Source organism: Paenibacillus sp. sgz302190, from assembly GCF_059820445.1.
In genome coordinates this window covers 160745-185935 of the sequence record NZ_JBZYAO010000013.1, presented here as the reverse complement: position 1 = coordinate 185935, position 25191 = coordinate 160745, and the positions used below count along the sequence as shown (strand labels likewise).

Sequence of the window (25191 nt, the reverse complement as noted above, 5' to 3'; positions counted from 1 at the left end):
GCTGCAAGCTGTTATGAAGCATCGTTACTTACCGGTTACCGAGCAGGATCAAAAGGAAATGCTGGAGACGATCGGCATCTCGTCCATCGACGAGCTGTTTCAAGATATTCCGCAGCAGGTTCGCTACAAAGGAGAGCTGAACGTCTCCGCCGCGCTCGACGAGCAAAGCCTGCTGCGCTACATGCGCTCCCTGGCGGGCCGCAACGCGGACTTCGACCGCTACGCCAGCTTCCTTGGCGCAGGCATCTACGATCACCATCTTCCGGTGGTGATCAATCACGTTATTTCGCGCTCGGAGTTCTACACGGCGTACACGCCTTATCAGCCGGAAATCAGCCAGGGCGAGCTGCAGGCGATTTTCGAGTTTCAGTCGTACATCTGCGAGCTGACCGGCATGGCCGTAGCGAACGCTTCGATGTACGACGGCGCGACGGCGCTGGCCGAAGCCGGCGCCCTGGCGAGCGGCGCGACGAAGCGCAGCCGTCTGCTCATCTCGCGCGCGGTGCACCCGGAGGCGCGCGCGATTGTTGCCGCCTCCGCCCGCGGGCTGAGCCTGGAAGTGGTCGAGATCGGCTGCACGCCCAAAGGCGTGACCGATCTGGACGACCTCACTTCCAGGCTGGGCGGCGACACCGCCGCGGTCATCCTCCAATCGCCGAATTTTTTCGGCTGTTTGGAGGATATCGCGGCAGTGGAGCCGCTCGCGCACGGCGCGGGCGCACTGCTCGTCGTGAGCGCGAATCCGCTCACGCTCGGGCTGCTTGAGGCGCCGGGCAAGCTCGGCGCCGACATCGTCGTCGGCGACTGCCAGCCGCTGGGCATCGCCGCTTCGCTCGGCGGGCCGACATGCGGCTACTTCGCCGTCGCCGAAAGCTGGATGCGCCGCATGCCCGGGCGCATCGTCGGGCAAACCGTAGACCGCGCCGGCAAGCGCGGGTTCGTGCTGACGCTGCAGGCGCGGGAGCAGCACATCCGGCGCGAAAAAGCGACGTCGAACATCTGCTCCAACCAGGCGCTGCTCGCGCTTTGCGCATCCGTGTACTTGTCCGCGATGGGCAAGCAGGGCATCCGGGATGTCGGCAAGCTGAACGTCCAAAAAGCCCACTACGCGGCGAACCGCCTCACCGCGTCAGGCAAGCTAAAGCTGCCCTTCGGCGGCAGCTTTTTCAACGAATTCGCCGTCAAACTGCCTGACGGCGCGAACGTGCAGGAGCTGAACGCCAAGCTCCTGCAGCATCAGATCATCGGCGGCTACGATCTCGGCCGCGACTACCCCGAGCTTGCCGGCCATATGCTGATCGCCGTCACGGAGCAAAGAACGCGCGAAGATATCGACAACTTCGCCGCAGTATTGGAGGAGCTTGCATGAACGATCTGAAATCGCTGATCTTTGAAATGAGCCACCCGGGCCGCGTCGCCTACGCCTTGCCGGAATGCGACGTGCCGGAAGCCGACCTCGACACCCTGCTTCCGCGGCAATTTCAGCGCCGGAGCCCCGCAGAGCTTCCGGAAGTATACGAAGTGGACGTCATCCGCCACTATACCGCACTGTCGCGCCGAAATTTCGGCATCGACAACGGCTTTTATCCGCTCGGTTCCTGCACGATGAAATATAACCCGAAAATCAACGAAGACGTCGCCCGCTTTCCCGGCTTCGCCAAAATCCATCCTTACCAGCCGGAGGAATCGCTGCAAGGCGCAATGGAGCTGCTCTACAACTTGCAGCGCGATCTCGAAGCGGTCACGGGCATGGACCGGGTGACGCTGCAGCCCGCCGCCGGAGCTCACGGCGAATGGACCGGCCTCATGATGATCCGCGCTTATCATGAATCCCGCGGCGAGCGCCGGACGAAAGTCATTTGCCCGGACTCCGCGCACGGCACGAATCCCGCCAGCGCTACCGTAGCGGGTTTCGAAACGGTGACGATCAAATCGAACGAACGCGGCCTGGTGAACCTCGACGAGCTGCGCCGTGCAGTCGGTCCGGACACCGCCGCATTGATGCTGACCAACCCGAACACGCTCGGCCTGTTCGAGGAGCAGATCGTCGAAATCGCCGAAATCGTTCATGCCGCAGGAGGGCTGCTGTACTATGACGGCGCAAACGCCAACGCGATTATGGGCATTACGCGTCCCGGCGATATGGGCTTCGACGTCGTGCACCTCAACCTGCACAAAACGATGAGCACCCCGCACGGCGGCGGCGGCCCCGGCGCAGGTCCGGTCGGCGTCAAGGAAAAGCTGATCCCCTTCCTCCCGACGCCGCTCGTCGCGAAGAGCGAAGACGGCAGCTTTTATTTCGACCATCATTACCCGCAATCCATCGGCCGCGTAAAAGGCTACTACGGCAACTTCGGCATCCTCGTCCGCGCCTATACCTACATCCGTACGCTCGGTCCCGAGGGCTTGCGCAAAGTGTCCGAATACGCCGTGCTGAACGCCAACTATATGCTGGCCAGACTTGCTCCGCACTTCGATGTGCCGCACCCGCGCTTTTGCAAGCATGAGTTCGTCCTGTCCGGCAATCGCCAAAAAAAGTTCGGCGTCCGCACGCTCGATATGGCCAAACGGCTGCTTGATTTTGGCTACCATCCGCCGACCATCTATTTTCCGCTTAATGTCGAGGAATGCATTATGATCGAGCCGACGGAGACGGAAAGCAAAGAAACGCTCGATCAATTCATCGACGCGATGATCACGATCGCCAAGGAAGCGGAGGAAAATCCGGAACTTGTCAAAAACGCGCCGTACACGACGATCGTCAGCCGCCTGGACGAAGCGCTTGCCGCGCGCAAGCCGGTGCTGAACTGCAGCTGCGGATAGGCCTGGGCGCTTGATTTAACCCTAATGCATACTCTCCAGGCGAGTTGCGAGGCTGCACGGCAGGAACATCAGGCGGATCGGCTTGGCAGGGCCTGGAAAAAATACTGCGAAATCAGGCTGCCCAGAACCCCCGTGACGGAGCCGGTCTAGCTTAGTGGCGCTAAGAAAGCCTGCAAAAGTACAGCATTTTTGCCTGTTGATATGCCAGCAGCGAAACATTCCTGCAATTGTACAGGTTTTTCGCCGGGAATATGAATTCAGGTTCCATTGCGGCGAAAATTCCTGCACAATCGGGCACAATCGCAGGTTTTATGCCAAAATGTTCCATTGCCATAAGAAAAACCTGCACTTTCGCATCTTTTCTCCCTTTTAAGCGAGTCCGCAGCTCATGCCGGGTGTGGCGCACGCAGCAAAAGATTTAGCATTCTGCGCAAAGAAAACCTGCAAAAAAACGGTTCTTCGCATCATTGGCGAAAGAACCGTTTTTTTTCGTTTGCCTCGAACCGCTAGATGCTGTAAAAGTGTGCAGCCGTACCTCCCAATATGGCATCCTGCTCCGCCTTGGAGTATCGTTTCAGCGTTTGCAGCGTTTCCTCCCATACCTTTTTGTAACCACCCGCCAGATTGGCGATCGGCCAATCGCTTCCAAACATCAACCTGCTTGCGCCAAAAGTTGCAACCGCAGCATCCACATAAGGCCGAATGTCGGCAGAGCTCCAGTTCCCCCAGTCGCAAGCCGTGTTCAGGCCCGATATTTTGGCGTACACTCGCGGGTATTGCGCTGCGTGCCGGAGCTGGGAAGCCCATGGCTCCATGGCCCCGGAGAGAATGGGCGGCTTCGCCAAATGATCGATCGCGATGCGTAAGTCCGGGACTTTCTCCGCCAGTGAAGACACATGCTTCAAGTGATTCGGAAATACGGCAACCACATCGAAGGTCAGATCAAAAGATGACAGTACTTTCAACCCTTCAATCACCCGATCCCGAATCACCCAATCCGGGTCCGTTTCGTTGTGAATCAAATGGCGGACTCCTTTGAATAAAGGGTTTTTCTTGTATGCTTCCAGCCTCCTGCCCGCTTCATCCGGCTGATCAAGCGGAACCCAGCCAACGATACCGGCGATCCAGTCCGCTGCACCCGCTTGTTCCAGCATGTATGCGGTATCCCACTCATAATCTCCCGACTGTACAAGTATAGTCTTGTCGATGCCCGCCTCGTCTAGCAGAGGCTTCAATTCCGGCGGCTCGAAGTTGCGGTACAACAGCCCGTCATCCTCCGAAAGCCAGCTGTACCGATTCTCGATCGTCCAAAAGTGTTGATGAGCGTCAATTCGCATGTTGTCGTTCCCTTCTGCCCTTAACAGCGCAGCAAAATCTTCATTGCACAGCCTCCGCTATTCATAAGCGCAAGCCCTGATTCCAGCATTTCCAGCGGCAGTACTTCAGTGATCAAGGACTGGATCGGCAAGACGCCCTGAGCAGCCAGACCAATTGCTTGCTCGAAATCTTCCTTCTCATAAACCCTCGCTCCGTTCAGCTTCAGTTCTCTCCAGAAGAAACGGTGCAGATCGACCTGCGGCGGTTTGCTGAAAATACCAACGACTACAATGCGGCCTCTCGTACGCGGAAGCTTCGTCATCGCCGCGGCGCCGGCCTGAGAGGAGGTCACTTCAAAGACAACATCGCAGCCCGCCCCTCCCGTTCGCTCCGTCACATACTCGGCGATGTCCCGTTCCAGCGGATTGATCGTCTCAAATCCGAGCTTAGCCAGCAGTTCCAACCGGAACGGATTAATTTCAGAGACGAGCACGTTCGCTCCTGCTTCCCGCGCTACCATCGCAATCAAGGCGCCGATAGGCCCGCCTCCAATCACAACGGCGTATTCGCCCTGCTTGACCTCGCCGATACGCACATCATGACAAGCCACTGCAAGCGGCTCGATCAGCGCGGCATGCTCCAAGGGCAGCTCGGAGGGCAGCGGCAGCACGGTAAAGGACGGCACGGTCCAGTACGTCTGGAACGCTCCCGGAGTCTCGATGCCCAAAAAATTCAGCTTGTGGCAAATATGGCTGTGACCCGCCAAACAAGCGGGGCATTCGCCGCACGGATGCAGCGGCATCACCGTCACCCTGTCTCCGACAGCTACATGCTCGACGCCTTCACCGACCTTTTCCACCACTCCGGACATTTCATGCCCCATAATTTGCGGAAAGGCGACGCGCTGATCCATATGTCCAAGATAAATGTGCAGGTCCGTTCCGCAAATGCCCGCGTAGGACACACGAATCTGCACTTCTCCGGCTTTCGGCGGCACTGCTTCTGATTCACCGACGCTCAGTGAACGGTTCCCTTCATAATAGACAGCCTTCATCGCGATACTCCTCTTTTCTCGTTCATCGTATCAAAGCAGTCAAAGTCTGTTACGCTTCAAAGGTTTCCCTAAACCAATCCGCCATCCATTGGCATACTTCCCATAAATCGGTCACCGGCTGTCCGCTAAACGGCAGTGTGTGCATGTAACCCGGAGGGCCGAATTCCGGCGTGCAGGTCAAAGACTTGCTCCCGCGAAGCCGATGACAGCGGTGCACCTGCTCCCAGAAGCTGCGGTGAATTTGCAGCTCCTTGGCATATTCGGGCGCGCCGGGATGAGGAACCTGCGGCCCTTGCGGATAACCTACGCGCCCATGCAGATGGATCGTCCGCTCGGCGGCAAGCCGCAGCGCCTCCTGCTGGTCCTCCAGCCAGGATTCGCAAACGCACAGCCAATGGCTGATGTCGGCCGTAATTCTCAGCTCCGGATAGGCCTCTAGAAGCTTGGCTGTATGCCATGGCGTGAACATGGCGCGGCCGCGATGCGTCTCATGCGCAATGGCAATCCCTGCCCCTTGCTCTACCGCCAGGGCACTTTCAAAAAAACGGCGCTGCTGTTCCCATGGCATAGAATCTTTAGCCGATTGCGCATTGATAAGAATCGGGCCGTATTGAGCGGCCCGCCCTACTTCCTCGCGAAACGAATCGCTATGCGGTTCCGAAGAAAAAATTTGTGCGATAAAATCGAACTTGTATTCGGCCAGCAGTTGCTGAAACCGCGCAGGGTTACTTATCATAAATAACGGGGATTCCACTCCCGTATATCCCCCTGCCGCGATTTTCTCGAACATTTGCTCCACACTTCCCGTCATTCCCCACAATGATTTATACAGTTTCAGTTCCACTGTATACCCCCAGACTTTCGGCACGCATCCTCACTTGAACACGATCTGTTTTAAGGACAACCCGGTTTGCGTAAAATATTCCTTAACGGGGCCCACCGTAATATCGCGAATCGTCTCCAAATCCTCATCGAACATCTCCGGTGTCCATTTCCGGCCGAAAGCCGCATGATTGACTTCGTCAGCCCAATCGTAATCCTGGAACTGCGCCATCAACGGGTGCTTCGCCGTATTTTTGCAGAATTCAAATTCCGCCACTTTGCCCGGACGCTTCATTTGCGCATCCTCAATTCCGATGGATAGCCATGCATAGCGCATTTCCACCATCTTCGGCACGATCAAATCGTAATCGCCGGCAAATTGCGGACGGCTCCGCCAATCGTGATTTTCCGCTTCCAGAGCGGCTTGACCGAACATGCAATGTCTCGCTTCATCCCACAGATGGCGCGCTAAATCGCGGTAAAATTCCCACGGCATATTTTTTTGCAAATAAATGACGCTTGCAATCAATTCGCAGGCAACCATCTCTTCTTGCCGCACCCGCATCATATCCACCAGCAGTTGTTCGTCCGGGTTCTCAAAAGCGATACCCATGCTTGCGCGTTGGTTCACAGTCGGTCCCATGGTCGAATCGCGAACAATGTTCGTTACCATCGTATAAGGCTTGCCGGATCTATGTTTGTCCGGGTATGCTTTGGATTTCTCGCCTTCCGCGTCAAAGCCTCCTCCAAGCTGCTCCAGTTGCTTGAGGAAATCGACAAAACCCTGCGCGTCCCGACCCGCTGTCTCCTTGTTCTGCAGATGCTCCAGAATGTCTGCTCCCCATACGACCTGTTCCTCCAGGTCCGCAATGATCTGTCTGAACATGCGAATCGTCGGTTGATCGACGATCTGCTGAGTTTCCTTCACATGCTTCCGATACATGTCCAGCAACTTCGGCTTCACAAAACCGTACAGCACCGTCGCCAGCTCCAAATCCGACTTCGCATGGATCAGCTCTTCGAAAAAAAGCTGCACAAACGGGTCGGGCGCTTTGCCCAACAAAGCGGCCGACGTTCTCATATCGACGATCCGCTCGCGGAGCGCCGTCGCCGCTTCCGCGTCCTCGTAAAGATGGCGGCTGATCCCTTGCTTCAGCTCCCAGTCCTGCAAAGAGGGCAGCTGCGCGCATTGTGCGAACATCAGTTCCTGATGGATATAGGCATATCTAAGCAGCTTCTTCGCGTTTTCCGCAACCCCGTATTTCCCGAGTTCGTAAGGGTTTTGAATGCCTGTAAATTTGATTGCAGATTTCATATCGGTGCCTCCCGCTCTTGGCTTATACTTTGGCGTAAGCTTTCTTCTCAATTTCTTCCCAGTCAAATTTGTAGCCGATTCCCGGTTCCTTCGGCGCAGTAATGAAACCGTCCGGCTCTACTTCATAACCGAAACCAATCGGTCCGGTCCCCCAAACCAGCACCTCAAAAAACGTATTGTTCGCTATTCCGCAGGCAAGCTGAACGTTCGCCTGGTCCCCGCCGTGAATCTCCGCTTTCATATTGAAACTATCCGCCAGATGCGCGATTCTCAGCGAACCCGTAATGCCGCCTTTCAGCACGGTTCCTGTGCGAATTCGGTCGCAAGCGCCGTGAACGATGAAATCTGCCGCATTGTAATGGCAGCCGTCCGAAGTCTCAGCCGCCAGCACGGGAATCGTCAGTTCGTCGCATAGCTTTTTATAATTCCAGATGCTGAACTCGCGCATCGGTTCCTCATACCAATAATAATCCGCCTGCTCCAGCGCCTTACCTAGATAAACGGACTCTTGCAAATCGAAGCCGGCCGAGCCGTCATACATCAGGATGATATCGTCGCCAACATGCTTTCGCAGCGCTTGGCAAAGCTTCGCATCCGCTCTGGCGTCCCCCCAGGCATGAAGCTTAATCGCCTTGTAGCCCTGCTCCAAACAATGATCCGCAACTCGCAGAAATTCGTCTGTAGTTGCATAGGTAACCGTGGAGGCGTAGGCCTGAACGCGATCCCGGGAGCCGCCCAGCAGCTGATACAGCGGCATGCCGGCTTTCTTCGCCGTAATGTCCCATAGAGCGACATCGGCCAAGCCCATGTAATAAATCTGAAACTCCTCGGCACGATCCAGCTCCCAAATCTCGTGCCAGAGCTGCTCCTTCAGCAGCGGATCACGCCCGATTAACAAATCCTTCAACCTGCGCTGCGCGTAGTCTACGGTCATTAGTCCGCGCTGCGCTACCGCAACGCCTTCGATTCCTTCATCGGTTATAATCCGGAGAATGCCGGTCTCGTTCAAATGAGACCCTTGAGGCAATCCCTTTCGCCAACGGAAAGGGATATCTATGTTGTTTTTGATCGCATACGCTCTTACATCTGTAATTTTCATATGGTTTGCTTCTCCCTTTTACCCGATATGAAAACCGCCATCGATCGGGATGACCGCGCCGTTAATCCAGGACGACTGCCCGCTGCACAAGTACAATACGGCATCTGCAATTTGCTGCGGCGTCCCCATGAACGGTCGCGTTTTCTCCTGCTCAGCCAGTCTTTCCGCTTCCTCGGGATTTTCTGTAAACTGACGAAACCATGAATTGATCAGTGGCGTTGCCACACCCCCCGGCATCAGGACGTTACAACGGACTCCCGCTTCCCGGAGATCCAGAGCCAAGCCTTGGGTCATATGATTCAAGGCGGCTTTGATCGTATCGTAAATCAAATTGTTCGGCTTGTTGCGGATACCGTTCACGGAACTTACATTAACCACCGCCCCCTTGTTCTCTTTAAGCCATGGAAGCGCAGCCTGAATCAGGAAGAACGGTGCCTTCAAATTAACGGCAAGCAAATCGTTCCAGTCTTCGTTCCTTATTTCTTCCATCGTTTTGTTGCACACAAGCGCCGCGTTATTAATAACAAAGTCGATGCGTCCCCATTCACGGACAATGCGGCTGACCATTTGCGCGGGAGCTTGCGGATCAAGCAAATCCGCTTGCAAAAACATCGCTTCCCCGCCATGCTTGCATATATCGGCAACCATCCGCTCCCCGCGTTCGGCATCCCTTCCGTGTACAACGACCTTCACACCCTGCAGCGCCAACGTCTCGGCCACCGCTTTGCCGATACCGCTCGTAGATCCGGTAATTACAGCTATTTTTCCAGATAAATGGATGTTCATTGCTTTCGCCTCACTTGCGGGGACTCCCCCATTTGTCAAACTGCTCCTGGAGACTAAAGATGACAGGGGCGGCCTGCCAGCTTTCGGCAAAGCAGGCACCTGTTACAAAATCCCAATCACTTTCCGCATGCTCATCGATCTGCCGCTCCGCAATTATCAGTGACTCGTCGATTTCCCATACCATCACCAAGGTCAAACCGCAGCGGGTTATATCCAGACGGGTATAACCTTTATCCGCGAGCTGCCTGCGAATCGCATCCGGAATCCGCAGGTGCAGCCGCTCATACTCGCTTATTTGTTCTTCTTTTAAAGAAGCAACCCAGACTCCGTTCTTCATCGTTCGACTCTCTTTCGTACCCCTTTTATTGCCCCCAAGCCGAATCTTTCGCCGCTTTGGCTTGTGCGCTTCTTCTTTTATCAATATTTTTCAATATTTCGTTGGGCGTCATTTTTCCCGTCAGCATCGCACTCATATCTTTGCCCATATCCATCCACTGCGGATTCACATATTTGACAGCCGTCTGGAAAACGGTTCCTTGCTTTTTGCCGTATGTGTCAAAGAACTCTTTCTCTTCAGGTGTAAATCTATCCTTAATGCCCGAAAAGTTTATGGCCAGGAAGCGAGGCTCATTGTCCAGGAAAAATTGCAAGTTTTCCTGCTTCGTCAAATATTGGAAGTATTGCTTGGCGGCATCGATATGCTTCGAGCCTGAATAAATAAATTTGCTTGGCGCCGCAGGAGCAACGTTCATGATTTGATTGTCGACAAGCGGGATCGGAAAGAAACCGAAGGTGCTCGCTTTTACATCCGGAAATGCTTTTTCAATCGTAGAAGCTAATCCGAGATTGTGAACGGTCATAGCGAACTTTCCGCCGGCCATATTTTTCTCCGTATCTGTAAACGTATTGGACAAATAGCTTTCGCCCATATAGCCCGATTGGGCCAGTTCGTTAAACTGGGTCAGCGCCTTTTCCATGATCGCTACATTGGCGAATTGCTCTTTGTTGCTGTTTAATTTTTCCGTTAACCCCGGGTTGGCTTCCTCGTACTTCGGTCCGATTTCCGGGAACCAGAGCACGTGATGCCAGCCGTCAGCGACCGGTTCATAAATCGGCGTTATGCCGGAATCCTTAATTTTTTGGCAGACCGCTTTGAATTCATCATAGGTTTTGGGAACGTTCAGCCCCAGCTTTTCAAAGATTTTCTTGTTGTACACCACATAAAAATCATAGCTCGGGTCCCAAATCGTCAGCGCATACACCTTGCTTTTCCAAGTAGCCTGCTGCAGGAATAACTTGTCTTCCCGGTTCACCCATTCTTCGCCGCTTAAGTCCACCGCATTTTTCTCGACATCATAACTCGGGCCCAAGTCGAATTGGCCGTCCTGCCCGCCGAAAATATCCGGGGCTTCCTTGGCATTCAGTTTCGTTTTCAAAAGGTTTTGATACTGATCCGCGGGCACGATCTGGTAATCAATATGGATGCCTGTTTCCGTCTCGAACTTTTTGGCCAGCTGCATTTCGGAATCCTTGATCCAGTCTTGGCTCGCCATATAGGTTAGCGTGATTTTTTCTTTGGACTTGTTGTCCGTCTTGGTGGAAGACGAGCCGCTTGAAGCTGTGCCTGAAGCAGCGGGCGTTTCCGTTGTGCCGCTTGTTGATCCGCAGCCGGCCACAAGGCCTGCCAGCACACTGATTGATGCCAAAATCGCGAGCGTTTTTTTCATGCCGAATTTCCCCTTTTTTTGATAGTCTTTGTGAAATTGATGGCAAAATTCATTGATTTGTTTGCGCTTTCATTGTAACTTGTGTCATTTATTTTAAAAATGCACAAATCCGTTTTGTTGTTTATCCTTTTTTTACTCGGCAACAAATTTGTTTGTTAACGTTCCCAGCTTTTCAATTTCTACGCTGACAATATCCCCATCCTGGAGATAGACCTGCTTCTCCGGCGGATAACCGAGCACGACGCCTTCCGGCGTCCCCGTCAAAATAAGATCGCCCGGCTCGAGCGTCATATGCTGTGAAATATAGCTCACAATTTCATCGCAGCGGAAAATCATATCCGATGTGTTCGATCGCTGCCTTACTTCCCCATTCACCAGACATTTGATTTCCAGCTGATTCGGATCTCCGATTTCATCCGCCGTAACGAGATACGGTCCTGCCGGAGCAAATTTATCGCATGACTTCCCAAGCAGCCACTGCGGTGTTCTCATCTGCAAGTCTCTTGCCGACACATCGTTTACATTGCAGTAGCCAAAGACGTAGTCCAGTGCTTCCTCCTTGTTCACATATTTGGCTCTTTTGCCAATAACGATGCCAAGTTCAGCCTCATAATCAACCTTTACGGATGTACGGGGCAGGGGAACGTCCTCCCCGCAAGCGGCCAGCGCATTGCTGAATTTGTTAAAAAGTATCGGATACTCTGGAATAGGCGCATTCGTCTCCTCCGCATGCTTGCGGTAGTTCAGCCCTACGCAAATGATTTTACCCGGCTCCGGCAAACAGGTTCCCCACTCAAGTGCCGCTTCTTGATACAGGCAGGAAGCGTCCGACGCTGCCGCAGCGGGATTCAACTGTTCGACATAACTCCGCAAAGCAGCTATTGCCTGAACTCCCCCACCTATCAATTGCTTCATCGTTTGAGGCACTGCGCAATCCGCTTCAGCGGGAAATCGTCTTAAAGCTGCGCAAACGTCCACAACCCCCTGTTCGATTTTTACCCCTAATTGGTACTCTCCATTTTCTAGAAATGCAGCCAATCTCATTTCACTGACCTCCTGGTTTTTTGTTTACGCATTTTTACCGAATACGACGCCACCGTCAATATAAAGCGGAGAACCCATCATAAATTTGGATTCGTCTGAAGCCAGGAACAGCGCGGCTTGGGCCACATCCTCAGGCCGTCCCAATTCACCGCTGAGCTGCCGCTTTTTAATGTTTTGTATGGATACTTCCGGGTTGTCGTAAGCTGTTTTCAAGTAATTTTCCACAAACGGAGTCATAATAGTTCCCGGTAACAGCGCATTTACTCTGATTTGATATGCTGCATAATCCACTTGCATCGATTTCGTCAAAGCCAAAACAGCCCCTTTGGTTGCCGCATAGGAGGCTCTGCGGGCGAGACCGATTTCTGCGACGCACGAGGACATGTTGATAATGCTCCCGGCACGGCGCTCCATCATATAGGGAAGCACATATTTGCACGGCAAGTACACGCCCAGAATGTTGACATTCATCACCCGCTCCCAAGCATCGGGCTCCACTTCATGGAGCGCTCCCACACCGCTGATTCCCGCATTATTAAACAAGACATCAATCCGGCCAAATGCCGTCACAGCCTGTTCCGCCATCGCTCTCACGGAGCCCGGGCTTGTAACATCCGCCTGAATAAAAACAGCCTCGCTCCCGAGCGCCCTAAGTTCCCGGACAGTCTCCTCGCCTTTTACTGCGTCAATATCGTTAACAATTAATGTCGCGCCTTCTTGCGCGAAAAGAAGCGCCGAACTTTTCCCGATCCCGGAACCGGCCCCTGTGATCAATACAATTTTGTTGGATAGACGCATAACAACCCTCCTCAAAACGGATAATAGACTAGCCTTTTACGGAACCGGCCGTCATTCCTGCAATAATATAACGCTGTCCGATCAAGTAGACGATAATAACAGGCAGACTTGTCATCACGATATCCGCACACACCAAGTTCCACTCCATCTGGTATTGCCCAAAAAAATTGTATACCGACAGCGTCATCGGCCATTGTACGGCTGTATTTAAAAAATAAAGCGGAAGCAAAAATTCGTTCCAGGAATTGAGAAACGCCAAGATAAATGCAGTCACCACCGCAGGCTTAAGCAGAGGGAAAATGATGGAATAGAACAGTCTTGCAGGACTGCAGCCATCGATGATGCCCGATTCATCCAACTCCTTGGGGACACTTCCGACAAAGCCATACAAGATAAATACGGTGAATGGAATCTGCACGACCGCATAGAGGATAATGATACCGATTTGCGTGTTGATTAAGTGAGTCATCTGCATCACTTTGGTTAGTGTAAAATAATTCAAGGGCATGGCGATCCCCAAAATGACGAACAAATAGCAAAAGCGATTCAATCCGGTTTTGTTCCTGGCGTACACATACGCGGCCATCGCGGACAAAACAATGCACAGAACGGTTGAAACTCCGGAATAGAGCAAACTGTTCCAAAGCGATTGTCCCAGCTTGCCCTTCTCGAACACTACCAAAAAGTTTTCGAAGTGCAGGCTGTTCGGCAGTTCCAAGCCCATCGAGCTTGCCTGTACCTTGTCTTTGAGCGAATTGACGAGAATGACGACTAGCGGTGCCATCGTAACCAGGCTTAATATCCAAGCTGCCGCATTTTTCAAAACATTTTGCAACCAGCTGACCTTCATTTTGCCGCTTCCTCCTCTCTGTTCATCAGCTTAATGGCGAAGTATCCGATGACAACCATTACCAAAAAGATCAAGGTCGATAAGGCGGTGCCCACCGCATAACGCCCCATCGAGAATTCTTTGAATACCCCTGTGAACAGCACCTCCGTTGCATATCCCGGGCCGCCATTGGTGAGCACGTAAACGGTATCGAAAACTTTCATTCCATAGAGCAGATTCAATATGGTAGTGATCGTAATCGCAGGCATTAGAAGCGGGATCGTAATATGTCTGAGCTTATGCCAATAGCTTGCGCCATCGATGGAAGCCGCTTCATAATACATGCTTGGAATCGTTTGCAAACCCGCCAGCAAAATGACCATGATATACCCGGAACCTTTCCAGACATCCACTCCGATAATGGACTTAAATGCCAGATGTATATCCGTCAGCCAGTGCTTTGCCAGAAAGCCAAACCCTGTTGACCGCAAAAGTTCATTCAGCAGGCCATTGTCCGGATGAAGCACCGATTTGAAAATAAGCCCTACAATCAACATGGGCACAACAGCCGGCATAAACATAACGACTCGATGGAAATTTTTCATACGGATCCCGTGATTCAGCATCAAAGCAAGCGCAAGACCGATTGCCGTTTTCAGCAAAATGGTCGATACCGTAAAGATCAGCGTATTTTTTACGTAGAACAAGTAATTTTCATCCGCAGAAAAAATGGTTTTGAAGTTTTCCAGCCCCGCATAGTTAATATCGGAAGTATAGCTGTTCCAATCCGTAAACGAATACATGATTCCCATGAAACCGGGCAATACGAAAAGCAGCACATACAGCAGAAACGCTCCCAACGTGAAATAGAAAGGGTACATATGTTTATTCATAGCTGACAGCTCCACTCGTTTTATTTCTCTAGCCTTCATTGTCCTCATCGATGATTACGCTTTCATTATAGTTTTATATGTTTCCCTAAACCATGCACAAATCAAGCTATTCGTTTGCACATATTTTACCTGCCTAAATATTTTGACAATAGTCGACACAAACCGCAAAATAAGATGGGAGGTGCGATTATGAATTTCAGGCAGAAATCCATCCGATCCATTCTGTTTCTGACCTACTCGATGATCATCGTTATCGTATTGACCATTTCGTTCATTGCCTTTTACTCCTGGTCCTCCTACTGGCTCAAGAATAAAGCCAAAGATTCAATTGCCAGCACGTCCGCCACGGTGAACGAAAAGCTGAATGCGGAAATACAGAAGATGGATACGGTTTCTCTCAATATTTTGTATTCCAATCTGGTCAAGGAACGGTTCCTCCAGTTCACCCAAGATTCTAAAGAGTTGGGAAAGCCGTCTTACAATGCCGGTGACGCTATTACTAATTCAAAGGATTTGGCCGAAATACTCGTCGCAGCCAACGGCCCTGCTTTTCCGGCGCAGCAAATTTATTTGTACGATTTCGACGGCAATATGTTCGGTTCCGGCTACGATAACCGCAAATCCGTTATTCGTCTGGCAGATAAACCGTGGTATCAGGAAGTGCTGAAAAATGAAAAAGGAAAAGTGATCACCATTCCGGAAAAAGATGAAGAATTAGCTCAATTTCTTTCTTCCCAGGATGACGCCAGCTCCATTTCGTTATTAAGGGTTTTCTTCGACAAGTACAATACGCCGGAAGGAATAGCCGAGGTCAAACAATCCGTAAGCAATGCGTTTAAATCGGTAAGCAATCAGATCGCACAAACGGACGGGAGCGAGAAATTGATCGTTTACGACGATCAGGGAAATTTAATTTATCCGATTCACGCGAACAGTCAGAATTTAAACGAGTATATTCGTCATTTTCTGAGCCATTCAGATATATCCGACGGCTACATCATGAATCCGCAAACAAAAAACCGGGAATTGTACACGCTGAATCATTCCGACTACACGGGTTGGAATACAGCCGTCATCATTTCCGAAAAAAAACTTTTAGCACCTTTGACAGCGTTTACAAGAGCTTTTTTGCTGCTGAGCTTAATTATTCTGACATTGGCCATTTTCCTGTCTTATCTGGCGGCCAGGAGAATCACGAAGCCGATTGCTTCCATGCATGCAGCCATCAAGTCTACCAATCTCGAAACGATATCTTCCAACTCCCAATTGCAGCTGAACAGCGGGTTTAACGAACTGGATCGTTTGAAGCTTGCGTTTATTAAAATGAGCGAGCGGCTGAAACTATCTATGGACCAGGTACTGTTATCTCAATCTCAAGAGCTGCAGGCCCGAATGCTGGCGCTGCAATCCCAGATGAACCCGCACTTTCTCTATAATACGCTGACTACCATTAGCGTTATGGCAGAAGAGCATATGAACGAACAAATTGTGGGCATGATTGAAAACTTGTCCGACATGCTTCGTTACATTTCTTCCGACGATTCCAATCTGGTTGCAATGGATACCGAACTATCCTATACCGAAAAATATCTTCAATGTATAAAATATCGCTATGGAGGCAGTCTGCACTACGAATTCGAGATAGATGACAAGCTGCGGGATATCCATGTCCCCAAACTGATCATCCAGCCTCTTGTAGAAAATGCATTAAAATACAGTACAAAATTGTCCCCGCCCTGGCATATACACATACAAGGCTATGCGGATTCTTCCAGGTGGATAGTCAGCGTAAGGGATAAGGGTCCGGGGTTTTCATCGGAGGTTCTTGAGGAAGTGAACGCAAAAGTAAGCCATATTGAGCAAACGGGGCTAGTTCCGAATCTGCAGCTCGATGGAATGGGTCTCATGAACATATATATTCGTTTAAAAATGAGCTACGGACCGCAAATGGTATTTGAGATCGCCAATCTGCCTGAAGGCGGCGCTCAAGTTACCATAGGCGGAAATCTATAAAGGATGTAAGGAGGTGTATGCAATTCATGGGTCCCATTAGAGTCGTTATAGCGGAGGATGAGCAGCTAATTTTGCATAATCTCGTAAAAAAGGTGCAGCAGATCGATCCTATTTTCGAAGTATGCGGTACCGCACAGGATGGTGCGGCAGCCCTGCATTTGCTGGAAGATTCAAGCCCTGACCTGCTGATCACCGATATTCAAATGCCGGTCATGAACGGGTTAGAGCTTTTAAAACAAACGTCTCTGCTCTTTCCCCATGTTAAAAAAATCGTATTGAGCGGCTATGACGAATTCGAGTACGCCAGACAGGCGCTCCGGTACGAGACTGCAGACTACTTGTTAAAGCCCGTTAAACAGACTGAACTGGAGCAAGCGTTGGGCAGAATCAAAATGCAGTTGGATAAAGAGAGGAACCAAGCCAAGGTTCATAAACTCTCCATCCCGGAGAACCGCACTTACTCTCCCGAACAGATCGTTGACATGATTCAGCTCTTTATCAAAAATAACTACCGGCAAGAACTGACATTAGAGCAAATTTCCAAGCAATTTAATTTTAATGCTTCCTATCTGACGAAGTTATTTATCAAGCATACAGGCGAGCCGCCTTCCAAATATTTGATAACGCTTCGCATCAACGAAGCGCGGCACTTATTGAAAAACCAAAAAGAACTGTCTGTCAAAGAGATCGGGGAACGGGTCGGTTATCCGAATCCGTATTATTTCAGCCGAATTTTCAAACAGGTTGCCGGAGTTACGCCTAGTGAATTTCGGCTTCAGTAAGCGTCTTAGCCGGCAGCGCCATCAAACGTACGAGGCTTTCCCGCATCCAACTACATCGATGGGAAAGCCCCGGTTGTTATGGCATAGACAAGCAAGCAAGGACACTCTACATATCAGGCTGCTGAAAAACCCCTGTGTCAGTGGCGATAACCACAATCTGCCTGGCAGCACGAAGAAAACCTGCAAAAATACATGAATTTGCGTCCTTGATCGCTGGCCTTGAAGAATTCCTGCAATTGTACAGGCTTTTCAGCGGGAACATGGGCTCAAGTTCACTTTCAGCGAAAATTCCTGCACTTTTGCAGGCTTTTCGCCAAAATAAGCCAGTTGCGGAGGAAAAACCTGCACTTTCGCAGGTTTTCTCTCTATCGATTCACCTAATCCCCCTTTGCTGAGAAGGCTGCAACCTGCAAGGGAGAAGCGCGCGCTAAGAAAGAGCGGCTTCGCCAAACATTAGGCTCCCCTTTTGATTCTCCTACCACCGCAAACTTCCTCAACAGACAAGTCCATAGGCATTTTGGAGCGGTATTCCCTGCCCCCATCGTTTAAACTTACAATCTCAAAGTTGTTTTTGAGGAAAAGACTTAAATATCAAGTGTTTTTTACAATAACAACAAAACCTCAATAAATCCTTAAAATAAACAATCTATGAAAATATTATATATTAATAGGTATATTTTCCTAATTTTCCATTATAGTCAATTTGTACGATGAAATTTACAATTTTTGTGGTAATATTTTACTTGTTAATTAATACCATATATTATATTTATTTAGGAGGATTCTACGCCGTGAATCTAAAAACCATCACAGTAGCATTAGCAACAGTTTCCATGCTGGCATTCGGTACAAACTCCGCACTTGCTGCAAACACTAATATTAAGGAGCAAAATGACGTTGGGAATAACAGTTTTAGCAGTCCGGAATCGTTTCTTGCAGGAACTACCGACACAAATCCTTACACCTTCACCAAGTTGGGTACATTAAGCAGCCCAACCGACCATGATTGGTATTCTCTCGAATTCCCTTCTTCTATTTATTTTCCAGGAATTACTGCAACAATAACACTAGTCATGCCTCCTGGCGGACAGGCGTACAATTGGGGAATCACTGATGAATGGGGCGGTTTTGTTTCTAAGGAATGGCTTGTTGATAACAATTCCATATCGCAGGTTCAAATTCATCCTCAGCCCAACACCAAGTACAAAATACATATTTATACGTCTCAAAACACTGTTAGTCCAGACTACTATCAATTATCAGTTAACTAAAATGAGTTGATTTTGGAAAAACACCGCCCCGGACCGGCCTTCTTGAGCAGAGAGGCAGGTCCGGAGCGGTGTTTTCTACTTATTCACCTCGTACAAATAAAACACAAAATCGCTGGAAGCCCCGGCGTGTCCCGCTTGGCGGAGCATCGACGAAATGTTGCCGCGGTGGTACGTTCCGTGGTTGACGATATGGTGGATGAGTTCGTCGATGCTGGCGCGGAGCACGCCGTACGTCGGATGCGGGAACTCCTTGACCGCCAGCAAATCTGCCTCGTTTGCCAAAAAATCTTTATACTCCGCAGCCAGCACATCGTATGCGGCGTCGAGTTCTTCCAGCGTTTTGCCGCTCGTTCTTTCGCTGACTCCTTCAAGCAGCGCTACGACCTGTTCGTAGCTGCAGCCTTTCATCCCGGCCAGCCAGACGGAATCCGTTCGGTAGATGTGCACCAAACCTTCGTACAGTGTCGGAAACACGTTCGAAAGCTCCTGGTGCAGCACTTCTTGAGGCACCTCTCTTAACCGCCCGAACACCTTTTTGTTCGCCCAGATGTGATACTCGTAATTTTTCAAAGTCTGTTGAAACATCGGCTTGTCCCTCCCTGGATTTTCATATTTACATCATAGCCAGTCTTCACTGACAACTGCAGTCAGTCAAGATAACGGGCCCGGTAAAAATCGAGAAGGCGGCCGGTGACTTCGACCAGCGCTTTTTTGAGACTGTCGGGCTCCATAACCCGGATCGTCCCTCCATAACTAAGCAGAAGATACGGAAGATGCCCGTCCATCGCCCTTGTTTCAATCATAAAATATGCCTCTGTCCGGGTACGCTTGACGATGGCGGCTCCCAGATACCAATGTCCGCACAAATCGTCGATGGCCTGCTCCTTGCCCTGAATCACTAGCTGCATGAGCTCTTCCGGCCGATCCGATGGCGGCAGCAGGTTGGACAGAAAGAACTGTCTGGCTGAAAAGTCCGCCGGGCGCTCAAAGCGTTCACCGGTCAAGCTCAAGCTGCGGATGCGGTCGACGCGGAAGCTGCGGATTTCACCGCGGAGCCGGCACTGGCCGACGACGTACCATTTGTTTTTCCAGTTGACGTGGCCGTAGGGGTTCAGTTCGCGCTTTTGGGTCGTGCTCCCGTATCCTTTTTGATAGTCCAAAACAAGGCTGCGGCTGTCGGCTGCGGCGCCTTCCAGGTCTCTCAGCATGGAAACCTCGGACGCATCCGCTTGCGGGCTGATCACATCGAAGCCCAGCTCGTGGCGGCGGATTGCGTGCTGCTGTTCCTGGTTCGTGTACAGCTTTAATTTCGCAATGGCCCTCTCCAACTGCTCGCCAAACGGGTACCCGGCTTCCTGGGCGAATTGCGCGGCATGGGTCAGCGCTTTTTGCTCTTCCAGGTCAAAAACGAGCGGAGAATCGGCGAACGGCCCCGACAAGCTGTAGCCGCCATGATGGCCGGAATCCGATATGATCGGAACCCCGCTGGCGCACAATGCGTCAATATAGCGGTAAACGGTGCGAACGTTGATCTCGAGCTTGTCCGCCAGCTGCTTGGCGGTGACCCGTTTGCCTGATTTTAACATCCACAAAATCGACAGCATATGATCGGCCTTGGACATCGGGCGTATGCTCCTTTTCCGACAGGATTGCCTGTTATTCCGAATCAAGCTACAATGAAAAGCAAAAAGGAGCTGCTTGCAAAATGGTGTCCGCCCTCTTGTTATTTATTGTCGCAGGTCTCGCCGAAATCGGCGGGGGTTACCTCATCTGGCTGTGGCTCCGGGAGTCCAAACCTTACGGGTACGGCATCCTTGGAGGAGTCATATTGATCCTTTACGGCATTATTCCGACTTTGCAGAGCTTCCCGTCTTTCGGGCGCGTATATGCGGCATATGGCGGCATTTTTGTCGTGCTGGCGGTTCTGTGGGGCTGGTGGGTCGATAAAAAAATGCCCGACCTCTACGACTGGATCGGGGCCGGGATATGCCTTGTCGGCGTTTCGGTCATGCTGTGGGCGCCCAGAGGGTAAACAAGCCGGCGCCGCTTTATAGCGATATCCGTTCCACCAGCTCATGCGAACCGAGGACAAGATCGGCGCGGATGGAGCAGGCTTGCGGATCGTCCAGGGCGGCCACAAAATGCCCGACGATTCCGGCAAAGCCGCGGCGCTCCAGCACCGAATCCCAGCTGCCGAACGTACGGATGCGCGGCGGGGCCCCCTTTTCGTACAGGATGGCGGATTCCAGATTCGTCACTTCCGCAGACCGTCCGCTGCCGTGCAGCTCGACTTTTTCCAAGTCGGCGCCGGCCAGCCGGACCATGCTGTACGTCCCTGTCGCCGTGCCAAAGGACAAGCTTCCCGAAGCGTGAAGCAGCCTGCCTTCTCCATCCACCTGCTGATTGTACGTATTCAGTTCATACGGGCCGTCGCCCAGCCACAGCAGCAGGTCCAGCATATGAATGAGATCGTCGTACAGCGTTTCCTTGGCGCTGTTCGTCTGCTGCTTGATGCGGTGCTTGGCGGCCGAGCACCAATCGAACCCGCCCGTTTCCGCCAGCCATTGCCGGGCCTCCGCATAGAGCGGGGCAAACCGGCGGTTAAAGCCCACCGCCAGCAGGACGCCTTTGCGCTCCGCATAGGAAGCCATTTCTACAGACTGCTCCCAATTGTAGGACAGCGGCTTGTCGACGTATACGGCTACTCCCGCATCGATGCAGCGCATCGCGATATCAAAATGCGTCGGAGTCGGGCTATGGACAAATACGGCGTCAAGACCGAGTCCAAGCAGTTCGTCAAGCTTGTCCGTTCCGAAAGGAATGCGGTACTTCGCCTTCATTCGCTCCACAGTAGCCGGCGTAGCGCTCATAATGCCGGCGATTTCCACCTGCTCGCTTTCCGACAGCAAAGGCAGGTACACTTTTTGCGCAATGTCTCCAAGACCGATCAGACCGATTCTTTTACGTCTCATTGTGTATACTCTCTCCTCTTCCATGATTCGTTCCCAAGCACAAGACGGCCTACCGTCAAGCCGAAAACAAGCAGCAAAGCGCCGGCCAGCACGGACACGCCGTATACCTGAACCCACATCGGCATTTCGGCGATCCATTCGTACACTTTGCCCCCGAAAATCGGGCCCAGAAATGCGGCAAATCCGGTTAAAGCGGAATATGCGGCCACGTACATCGGCCTTTCCCTTTTGGGCGTGTCACCGATCGTAAACGCGAATACCATCTGGTTAAAGCCGCCCAGGCCGATGCCGAGCACAATATGAACCGCATACAGCACGACAAGCGGCGGCAGTACGGCCAGCCCGCCCCAAAGCAGGCAAGCCGCGGCGATAATCGGCAGCGACCACAAGAGCAGGCGCTGTGCGCTGTAGCGGACGTTCAAGTTGCCCCAAACATAGTAGCTCCCCATCATAACAAGCGTATGGACGACCGTAATGAGCGAAACTTCTTCATAACTGACGTTCATCAGCTTGAGCATTACATATGAAAAAAACGGCACAGTCACGCCTTGCACGAACAGCCAGACCGACAGAAAGGCAATCGCCCGCACAAAACCGCGGTCCTTGAGCGGCTTGCCGATCATCCCGAGCGGATTGGCCTCCACAGACGGTTCGAAGGGCGGATTCGGGTAAAAGCAATACGCCAAAATATTCAAAAGCGCGCATACCCCGCTGATGATGAACAAATACTGGAAGCCTTCGCCGCCCGGAAACCGGTCAAGCACCTGGCCTCCGACGAACAAGGCCAAGCTGCTCATCGCCCCGAGCACCGTATTGCGGATGCCGAAATACCTTCCGCGCACCGCAGACGGCACCGCGTCGCTGATCAGGGACGTCCAGACGACGGTTCCCGCGGCATTGCAGACGTGAGCCGAAGTGTACAGCACGATATACATGACCACCCACAAATCCTTGGGGAAAAGAAAGGGAATCAGACCGACGGCAGGCCACAGAAGGCGGTGCAGCGAGCCGAAGACGAGCAGCATCGCTTTGCGGTTATGAATTTTTTGCATCACGACCGCCATTAAAATCTGAACGACATTCACGACCGTCGTTATCGCCAGCACGAACCCGATTTCCTGGGAGGAAGCGCCCAGATAAAGCAAATACCCGGTCAGAAAAGGGCCTCCCAGTAGCTGAAAAATAACGACAGCCGGAAAACCTTCCAAGATTGCTATCGTCAAGTATTTTCGTTTAGGCGACATTTTTTTCCTGGGATTACGCAATTTGTTCCAAATATTCATAGCTGCTGTCACCTCTTGTAGCCGTCTTGTGGGGTTTGTGCCTATCGGCCTATCTTTAAAGCTGCAATCTGCAAGTCTCTTGTGGTAAAATAGTTCTGTTAGCGTTAGACGAATCTATCACGTCAGGCGGGATTATCGAAAATCTATGAAACCGAACAACTTTGGACTTTTCACCAGTGTTCTGCTCTTTTTGATTTTTATTGTACTCTCTCTAGTTTTTCAGTCAACTGATTATTTGTACATCGCCAGCGTTTGTCCGCTGCTGATCGTCCCTTTTTTGCCGGACAGCAAGTCGAATCAATATATCAGGCCGGACAAAGGCCATGCCGTGCGCTTAATCAAGCAGCCCGGCAGCGAAACGGCGGACGCCGATCTGCTCTTTATTTTGTTTGAACCGGGATATGTGCAGTGGAACCGCAGCAAGCTCTACTTTAATCTGGACGACGTTAAGGTCGCCGGCTCTTTTCAGCCGGACCCGTATGCCGCCTCCATGTCCGTATTAAAACATGACCTCAAGCCGCATCCACGGAAAAAAAACTGGATCGGCATTTCGCTCAAACAGCTCGTCGAGCGCACTTACCAGCTTTCCTACACGACGAGCGAAATCAACCGCTTCGTCATTCGCATGGCCGACTTGCAAGAGCTGCTCGGCGTGCCGGGCAAGAGCGCCAAGACGCGCGGACAATCGCTGGGAGCCTGAGCTCCGCCGGCAAAACGAAAGTCACCACGCTAGACGCCGCCCTCATTCCCTTATCGGGGAATGGGAGCCGGCTCGAAGCGAGGTGACTTTTTTTGCCGCTAGATGCCGCACAAGTAAGCGGCGAGCGTGCGCACCATCACGCCTGTGCCGCCTTTGGGCTCGATGCCTTTTTCCGACCACAGCCAGGCAGTGCCGCCCGTATCCAGATGAATCCATGGCGTTTCTTCGGCAAAATAGCCGATAAACAGCCCGCCTGTAATCGCACCCGCCCAACGGTCTGCGGTCGTCGAATTTTTGATGTCGGCGACGTCGCTTTTGAGCATCGCTCTGTATTCCGGATAGTTCGGCAGCTGCCATACTTTTTCCCCGGCTTCCGCCGCAGCCTTCAGCAGCGGTTTCAGGAACTCATCATCGTTCGTCACGGCCCCTGTCGCCACGTCGGCCAGGCAGACCAATATCGCGCCCGTCAGCGTGGCGACGTCGATGAGCCGGTTCGCGCCGAGCTGCTTGGCGTACGCGACGCCCTCCGCCAAAATAATGCGCCCCTCCGCGTCCGTATTCAGCACTTCCACGGAATGACCGCTCAGCAAAGTGATGATATCGCCCGGGCGGTAGGCCGAACCGGAAGTCGCGTTCTCCGCCGCCGGAATGACGACGATCAGATTGATCTTCGGCTTCAGCTTGCCGACGATGTGCATGGCGCCAAGCAGCGTGGCCGCGCCGCCCATGTCGCTGATCATTTCCTCCATGCCTTCGGGCTTTTTCATCGACACGCCGCCGGTGTCGAAGGTGACGCCCTTGCCGACGAGGCCCAGCGCGTCGGCGTTCCCCGGATCACCCTCATAGCGGAGGGTGATCATGCGCGGCGGGTGGACGCTGCCGCCGCCGACCGCGCTCAGGCCGCCCATCCCGCGGGCGGCGATGTCGTGCTCGCCCAGCACTTCTACGGCGAAGCCGTAGTGCCGGGCGAGCTTGACGGCTTCCTCCGCAAGGGAAGCCGGAATGAGTTTGTTGCCCGGGAGGTTCGTCAAATCCCGGGCATAGTTCGTGCCCTCCGCCACCGCCTCGGCGCGGAGGATCGCCTCCTCCAGAAGCGCTGCCTCGGCAGCCGCTTCTGTCAGCAGCACGGCCCGGCGGATCTCCGCCCGCTCGGGCCGGCCGTGCCGGTACGCTCGGATGCGGTACGCGCCGAGCAGCAGCCCTTCGGTCAGCGCGCCTGCCGCTGACCGCGCGTCGACGCCGCTTGGCAGCTTCAGCGCCAAGCGGTCGAGCCGCAGCGCGAGCGCCTCGCGCGCTGCGAAGACCGCGGCTGCGCGCAGCGTATCGCGCGTGGCTGCAGGGCCGAGCCCTGCAGCGAGCACGTACGCGTACGGCAGCAGCCCGTGCGTGGGCAGCGCCTCAAGCTCGCCCGAGGCGCCAGTGAAGACGCCCTTCTCGCACAGGCGGCGAAGGGCGCTGTCCAGCTGCGGCTGGCCGAGGATCGCGTCCTGCCGCAGCTCCGCCTCCGTCAGGCAGACGACGATGGCGTCCGCCTCCGCATCCGCGTGCATGAACGAAGAAAACGCGTTCACGGTTATGTTTATCGTTTTTTCAAACATACGCTGCATTACTCCTTATCGCTTGTTGTTAACCATGCTACCATTTTCCGCCTTGCAAAAGCAAA

Annotated in this window: 26 protein-coding genes; 7 read left to right on the top strand and 19 right to left on the bottom strand. The window is 52.6% G+C overall.

Annotated elements, in window-relative coordinates; translation table 11 throughout:
• The first annotated feature begins 13 nt into the window (after positions 1–13).
• The gene (gcvPA, locus tag AC6RNO_RS16780) at positions 14–1369 is read left to right on the top strand and encodes an aminomethyl-transferring glycine dehydrogenase subunit GcvPA (RefSeq protein WP_497106118.1); all 1356 of its coding nucleotides are present in this window, start codon (positions 14–16) and stop codon (positions 1367–1369) included.
• On the top strand, positions 1366–2823 hold the full coding sequence (gcvPB, locus tag AC6RNO_RS16775) for an aminomethyl-transferring glycine dehydrogenase subunit GcvPB (protein ID WP_497106117.1): 1458 nt from the start codon (positions 1366–1368) through the stop codon (positions 2821–2823). Before gcvPA ends, gcvPB begins: the two co-directional genes overlap by 4 nt.
• A gap of 160 nt (positions 2824–2983) precedes the next feature.
• Here the strand turns inward: gcvPB and AC6RNO_RS16770 are convergent, their stop codons facing one another.
• The 13 genes from AC6RNO_RS16770 to AC6RNO_RS16710 form a co-directional block, all read right to left on the bottom strand.
• Complete coding sequence (locus tag AC6RNO_RS16770) at positions 2984–3157, bottom strand: hypothetical protein (protein WP_497106116.1); 174 nt, start codon at positions 3155–3157, stop codon at positions 2984–2986.
• Between the two features lie 172 nt (positions 3158–3329).
• Positions 3330–4160: an amidohydrolase family protein gene (locus tag AC6RNO_RS16765; RefSeq protein WP_497106115.1), complete on the bottom strand. Its 831-nt coding sequence runs from the start codon at positions 4158–4160 to the stop codon at positions 3330–3332.
• 20 nt (positions 4161–4180) lie between these two features.
• On the bottom strand, positions 4181–5194 hold the full coding sequence (locus tag AC6RNO_RS16760; RefSeq protein WP_497106114.1) for an alcohol dehydrogenase catalytic domain-containing protein: 1014 nt from the start codon (positions 5192–5194) through the stop codon (positions 4181–4183).
• Positions 5195–5243: 49 nt separating this feature from the next.
• Entirely contained in the window at positions 5244–6038 is a 795-nt protein-coding gene (locus AC6RNO_RS16755; protein ID WP_497106113.1) for a sugar phosphate isomerase/epimerase family protein, read from the bottom strand.
• Positions 6039–6068: 30 nt separating this feature from the next.
• A complete protein-coding gene (locus AC6RNO_RS16750) occupies positions 6069–7331 on the bottom strand; it encodes a hypothetical protein (RefSeq protein ID WP_497106112.1) in 1263 nt (420 codons plus the stop codon).
• A gap of 22 nt (positions 7332–7353) precedes the next feature.
• Positions 7354–8430 (bottom strand): enolase C-terminal domain-like protein, encoded by a 1077-nt coding sequence (locus tag AC6RNO_RS16745; protein ID WP_497106111.1) that lies wholly within the window; start codon positions 8428–8430, stop codon positions 7354–7356.
• Positions 8431–8448: 18 nt separating this feature from the next.
• Positions 8449–9216 carry a glucose 1-dehydrogenase gene (locus AC6RNO_RS16740; protein WP_497106110.1) on the bottom strand — a complete coding sequence of 256 codons (768 nt, stop codon included), beginning with the start codon at positions 9214–9216 and terminating at the stop codon, positions 8449–8451.
• A 10-nt stretch (positions 9217–9226) separates the two neighbouring features.
• Complete coding sequence (locus AC6RNO_RS16735; RefSeq protein ID WP_497106109.1) at positions 9227–9553, bottom strand: L-rhamnose mutarotase; 327 nt, start codon at positions 9551–9553, stop codon at positions 9227–9229.
• A 25-nt stretch (positions 9554–9578) separates the two neighbouring features.
• Complete coding sequence (locus AC6RNO_RS16730) at positions 9579–10943, bottom strand: extracellular solute-binding protein (protein WP_497106108.1); 1365 nt, start codon at positions 10941–10943, stop codon at positions 9579–9581.
• 132 nt (positions 10944–11075) lie between these two features.
• Positions 11076–11987: a fumarylacetoacetate hydrolase family protein gene (locus tag AC6RNO_RS16725; RefSeq protein WP_497106107.1), complete on the bottom strand. Its 912-nt coding sequence runs from the start codon at positions 11985–11987 to the stop codon at positions 11076–11078.
• A gap of 24 nt (positions 11988–12011) precedes the next feature.
• Positions 12012–12785: a glucose 1-dehydrogenase gene (locus AC6RNO_RS16720; RefSeq protein WP_497106106.1), complete on the bottom strand. Its 774-nt coding sequence runs from the start codon at positions 12783–12785 to the stop codon at positions 12012–12014.
• A gap of 28 nt (positions 12786–12813) precedes the next feature.
• Positions 12814–13635, bottom strand: coding sequence for a carbohydrate ABC transporter permease (locus tag AC6RNO_RS16715; protein ID WP_474686662.1), 822 nt, complete (start codon positions 13633–13635; stop codon positions 12814–12816).
• Complete coding sequence (locus AC6RNO_RS16710; RefSeq protein ID WP_488438236.1) at positions 13632–14507, bottom strand: carbohydrate ABC transporter permease; 876 nt, start codon at positions 14505–14507, stop codon at positions 13632–13634. The genes AC6RNO_RS16715 and AC6RNO_RS16710 overlap by 4 nt, the downstream gene beginning before the upstream one ends.
• A gap of 189 nt (positions 14508–14696) precedes the next feature.
• On the opposite strand from AC6RNO_RS16710, the gene AC6RNO_RS16705 reads away from it, so the two are divergent.
• Together AC6RNO_RS16705 and AC6RNO_RS16700 are read left to right on the top strand one after the other, a co-directional pair.
• Positions 14697–16520 (top strand): histidine kinase, encoded by a 1824-nt coding sequence (locus AC6RNO_RS16705; RefSeq protein WP_497106105.1) that lies wholly within the window; start codon positions 14697–14699, stop codon positions 16518–16520.
• Between the two features lie 26 nt (positions 16521–16546).
• A complete protein-coding gene (locus AC6RNO_RS16700) occupies positions 16547–17302 on the top strand; it encodes a response regulator (RefSeq protein WP_497106104.1) in 756 nt (251 codons plus the stop codon).
• Positions 17303–17551: 249 nt separating this feature from the next.
• Here the strand turns inward: AC6RNO_RS16700 and AC6RNO_RS16695 are convergent, their stop codons facing one another.
• Positions 17552–17752, bottom strand: coding sequence for a hypothetical protein (locus AC6RNO_RS16695; RefSeq protein ID WP_474686658.1), 201 nt, complete (start codon positions 17750–17752; stop codon positions 17552–17554).
• Positions 17753–18093: 341 nt separating this feature from the next.
• Here AC6RNO_RS16695 and AC6RNO_RS16690 point away from each other — a divergent pair, with 341 nt between their 5' ends.
• The gene (locus AC6RNO_RS16690) at positions 18094–18573 is read left to right on the top strand and encodes a hypothetical protein (RefSeq protein ID WP_497106103.1); all 480 of its coding nucleotides are present in this window, start codon (positions 18094–18096) and stop codon (positions 18571–18573) included.
• Between the two features lie 75 nt (positions 18574–18648).
• On the opposite strand, the gene AC6RNO_RS16685 is transcribed toward AC6RNO_RS16690, so the two are convergent.
• Together AC6RNO_RS16685 and AC6RNO_RS16680 are read right to left on the bottom strand one after the other, a co-directional pair.
• Entirely contained in the window at positions 18649–19158 is a 510-nt protein-coding gene (locus AC6RNO_RS16685; protein ID WP_497106102.1) for a DinB family protein, read from the bottom strand.
• Positions 19159–19220: 62 nt separating this feature from the next.
• Positions 19221–20195 carry a WYL domain-containing protein gene (locus AC6RNO_RS16680; RefSeq protein ID WP_497106101.1) on the bottom strand — a complete coding sequence of 325 codons (975 nt, stop codon included), beginning with the start codon at positions 20193–20195 and terminating at the stop codon, positions 19221–19223.
• 83 nt (positions 20196–20278) lie between these two features.
• Here AC6RNO_RS16680 and AC6RNO_RS16675 point away from each other — a divergent pair, with 83 nt between their 5' ends.
• Positions 20279–20605, top strand: a complete 327-nt coding sequence (locus AC6RNO_RS16675; protein WP_474686654.1) for a YnfA family protein — start codon at positions 20279–20281, stop codon at positions 20603–20605.
• 16 nt (positions 20606–20621) lie between these two features.
• On the opposite strand, the gene AC6RNO_RS16670 is transcribed toward AC6RNO_RS16675, so the two are convergent.
• Both AC6RNO_RS16670 and AC6RNO_RS16665 read right to left on the bottom strand, forming a co-directional pair.
• Complete coding sequence (locus tag AC6RNO_RS16670; protein WP_497106100.1) at positions 20622–21545, bottom strand: Gfo/Idh/MocA family oxidoreductase; 924 nt, start codon at positions 21543–21545, stop codon at positions 20622–20624.
• A complete protein-coding gene (locus tag AC6RNO_RS16665; RefSeq protein ID WP_497106099.1) occupies positions 21542–22828 on the bottom strand; it encodes an MFS transporter in 1287 nt (428 codons plus the stop codon). The genes AC6RNO_RS16670 and AC6RNO_RS16665 overlap by 4 nt, the downstream gene beginning before the upstream one ends.
• Positions 22829–22973: 145 nt before the next feature.
• Here AC6RNO_RS16665 and AC6RNO_RS16660 point away from each other — a divergent pair, with 145 nt between their 5' ends.
• On the top strand, positions 22974–23528 hold the full coding sequence (locus AC6RNO_RS16660; RefSeq protein ID WP_497106098.1) for a hypothetical protein: 555 nt from the start codon (positions 22974–22976) through the stop codon (positions 23526–23528).
• 98 nt (positions 23529–23626) lie between these two features.
• Here the strand turns inward: AC6RNO_RS16660 and AC6RNO_RS16655 are convergent, their stop codons facing one another.
• Complete coding sequence (locus AC6RNO_RS16655; protein WP_497106097.1) at positions 23627–25126, bottom strand: leucyl aminopeptidase; 1500 nt, start codon at positions 25124–25126, stop codon at positions 23627–23629.
• Positions 25127–25191: the final 65 nt, after the last annotated feature.

Coding starts and splice junctions, on each gene's coding strand:
- AC6RNO_RS16660 (WP_497106098.1), top strand. CDS start 22,974: ATGAAACCGAACAACTTTGGACTTTTCACCAGTGTTCTGCTCTTTTTG.
- AC6RNO_RS16665 (WP_497106099.1), bottom strand. CDS start 22,828: ATGAATATTTGGAACAAATTGCGTAATCCCAGGAAAAAAATGTCGCCT.
- AC6RNO_RS16740 (WP_497106110.1), bottom strand. CDS start 9,216: ATGAACATCCATTTATCTGGAAAAATAGCTGTAATTACCGGATCTACG.
- AC6RNO_RS16685 (WP_497106102.1), bottom strand. CDS start 19,158: ATGTTTCAACAGACTTTGAAAAATTACGAGTATCACATCTGGGCGAAC.
- AC6RNO_RS16655 (WP_497106097.1), bottom strand. CDS start 25,126: ATGTTTGAAAAAACGATAAACATAACCGTGAACGCGTTTTCTTCGTTC.
- AC6RNO_RS16745 (WP_497106111.1), bottom strand. CDS start 8,430: ATGAAAATTACAGATGTAAGAGCGTATGCGATCAAAAACAACATAGAT.
- AC6RNO_RS16720 (WP_497106106.1), bottom strand. CDS start 12,785: ATGCGTCTATCCAACAAAATTGTATTGATCACAGGGGCCGGTTCCGGG.
- AC6RNO_RS16680 (WP_497106101.1), bottom strand. CDS start 20,195: ATGTCCAAGGCCGATCATATGCTGTCGATTTTGTGGATGTTAAAATCA.
- AC6RNO_RS16725 (WP_497106107.1), bottom strand. CDS start 11,987: ATGAGATTGGCTGCATTTCTAGAAAATGGAGAGTACCAATTAGGGGTA.
- gcvPB (WP_497106117.1), top strand. CDS start 1,366: ATGAACGATCTGAAATCGCTGATCTTTGAAATGAGCCACCCGGGCCGC.
- AC6RNO_RS16760 (WP_497106114.1), bottom strand. CDS start 5,194: ATGAAGGCTGTCTATTATGAAGGGAACCGTTCACTGAGCGTCGGTGAA.
- AC6RNO_RS16710 (WP_488438236.1), bottom strand. CDS start 14,507: ATGAATAAACATATGTACCCTTTCTATTTCACGTTGGGAGCGTTTCTG.
- AC6RNO_RS16750 (WP_497106112.1), bottom strand. CDS start 7,331: ATGAAATCTGCAATCAAATTTACAGGCATTCAAAACCCTTACGAACTC.
- AC6RNO_RS16730 (WP_497106108.1), bottom strand. CDS start 10,943: ATGAAAAAAACGCTCGCGATTTTGGCATCAATCAGTGTGCTGGCAGGC.
- AC6RNO_RS16700 (WP_497106104.1), top strand. CDS start 16,547: ATGGGTCCCATTAGAGTCGTTATAGCGGAGGATGAGCAGCTAATTTTG.
- AC6RNO_RS16705 (WP_497106105.1), top strand. CDS start 14,697: ATGAATTTCAGGCAGAAATCCATCCGATCCATTCTGTTTCTGACCTAC.
- AC6RNO_RS16675 (WP_474686654.1), top strand. CDS start 20,279: ATGGTGTCCGCCCTCTTGTTATTTATTGTCGCAGGTCTCGCCGAAATC.
- gcvPA (WP_497106118.1), top strand. CDS start 14: ATGAAGCATCGTTACTTACCGGTTACCGAGCAGGATCAAAAGGAAATG.
- AC6RNO_RS16765 (WP_497106115.1), bottom strand. CDS start 4,160: ATGCGAATTGACGCTCATCAACACTTTTGGACGATCGAGAATCGGTAC.
- AC6RNO_RS16770 (WP_497106116.1), bottom strand. CDS start 3,157: ATGGCAATGGAACATTTTGGCATAAAACCTGCGATTGTGCCCGATTGT.
- AC6RNO_RS16735 (WP_497106109.1), bottom strand. CDS start 9,553: ATGAAGAACGGAGTCTGGGTTGCTTCTTTAAAAGAAGAACAAATAAGC.
- AC6RNO_RS16670 (WP_497106100.1), bottom strand. CDS start 21,545: ATGAGACGTAAAAGAATCGGTCTGATCGGTCTTGGAGACATTGCGCAA.
- AC6RNO_RS16715 (WP_474686662.1), bottom strand. CDS start 13,635: ATGAAGGTCAGCTGGTTGCAAAATGTTTTGAAAAATGCGGCAGCTTGG.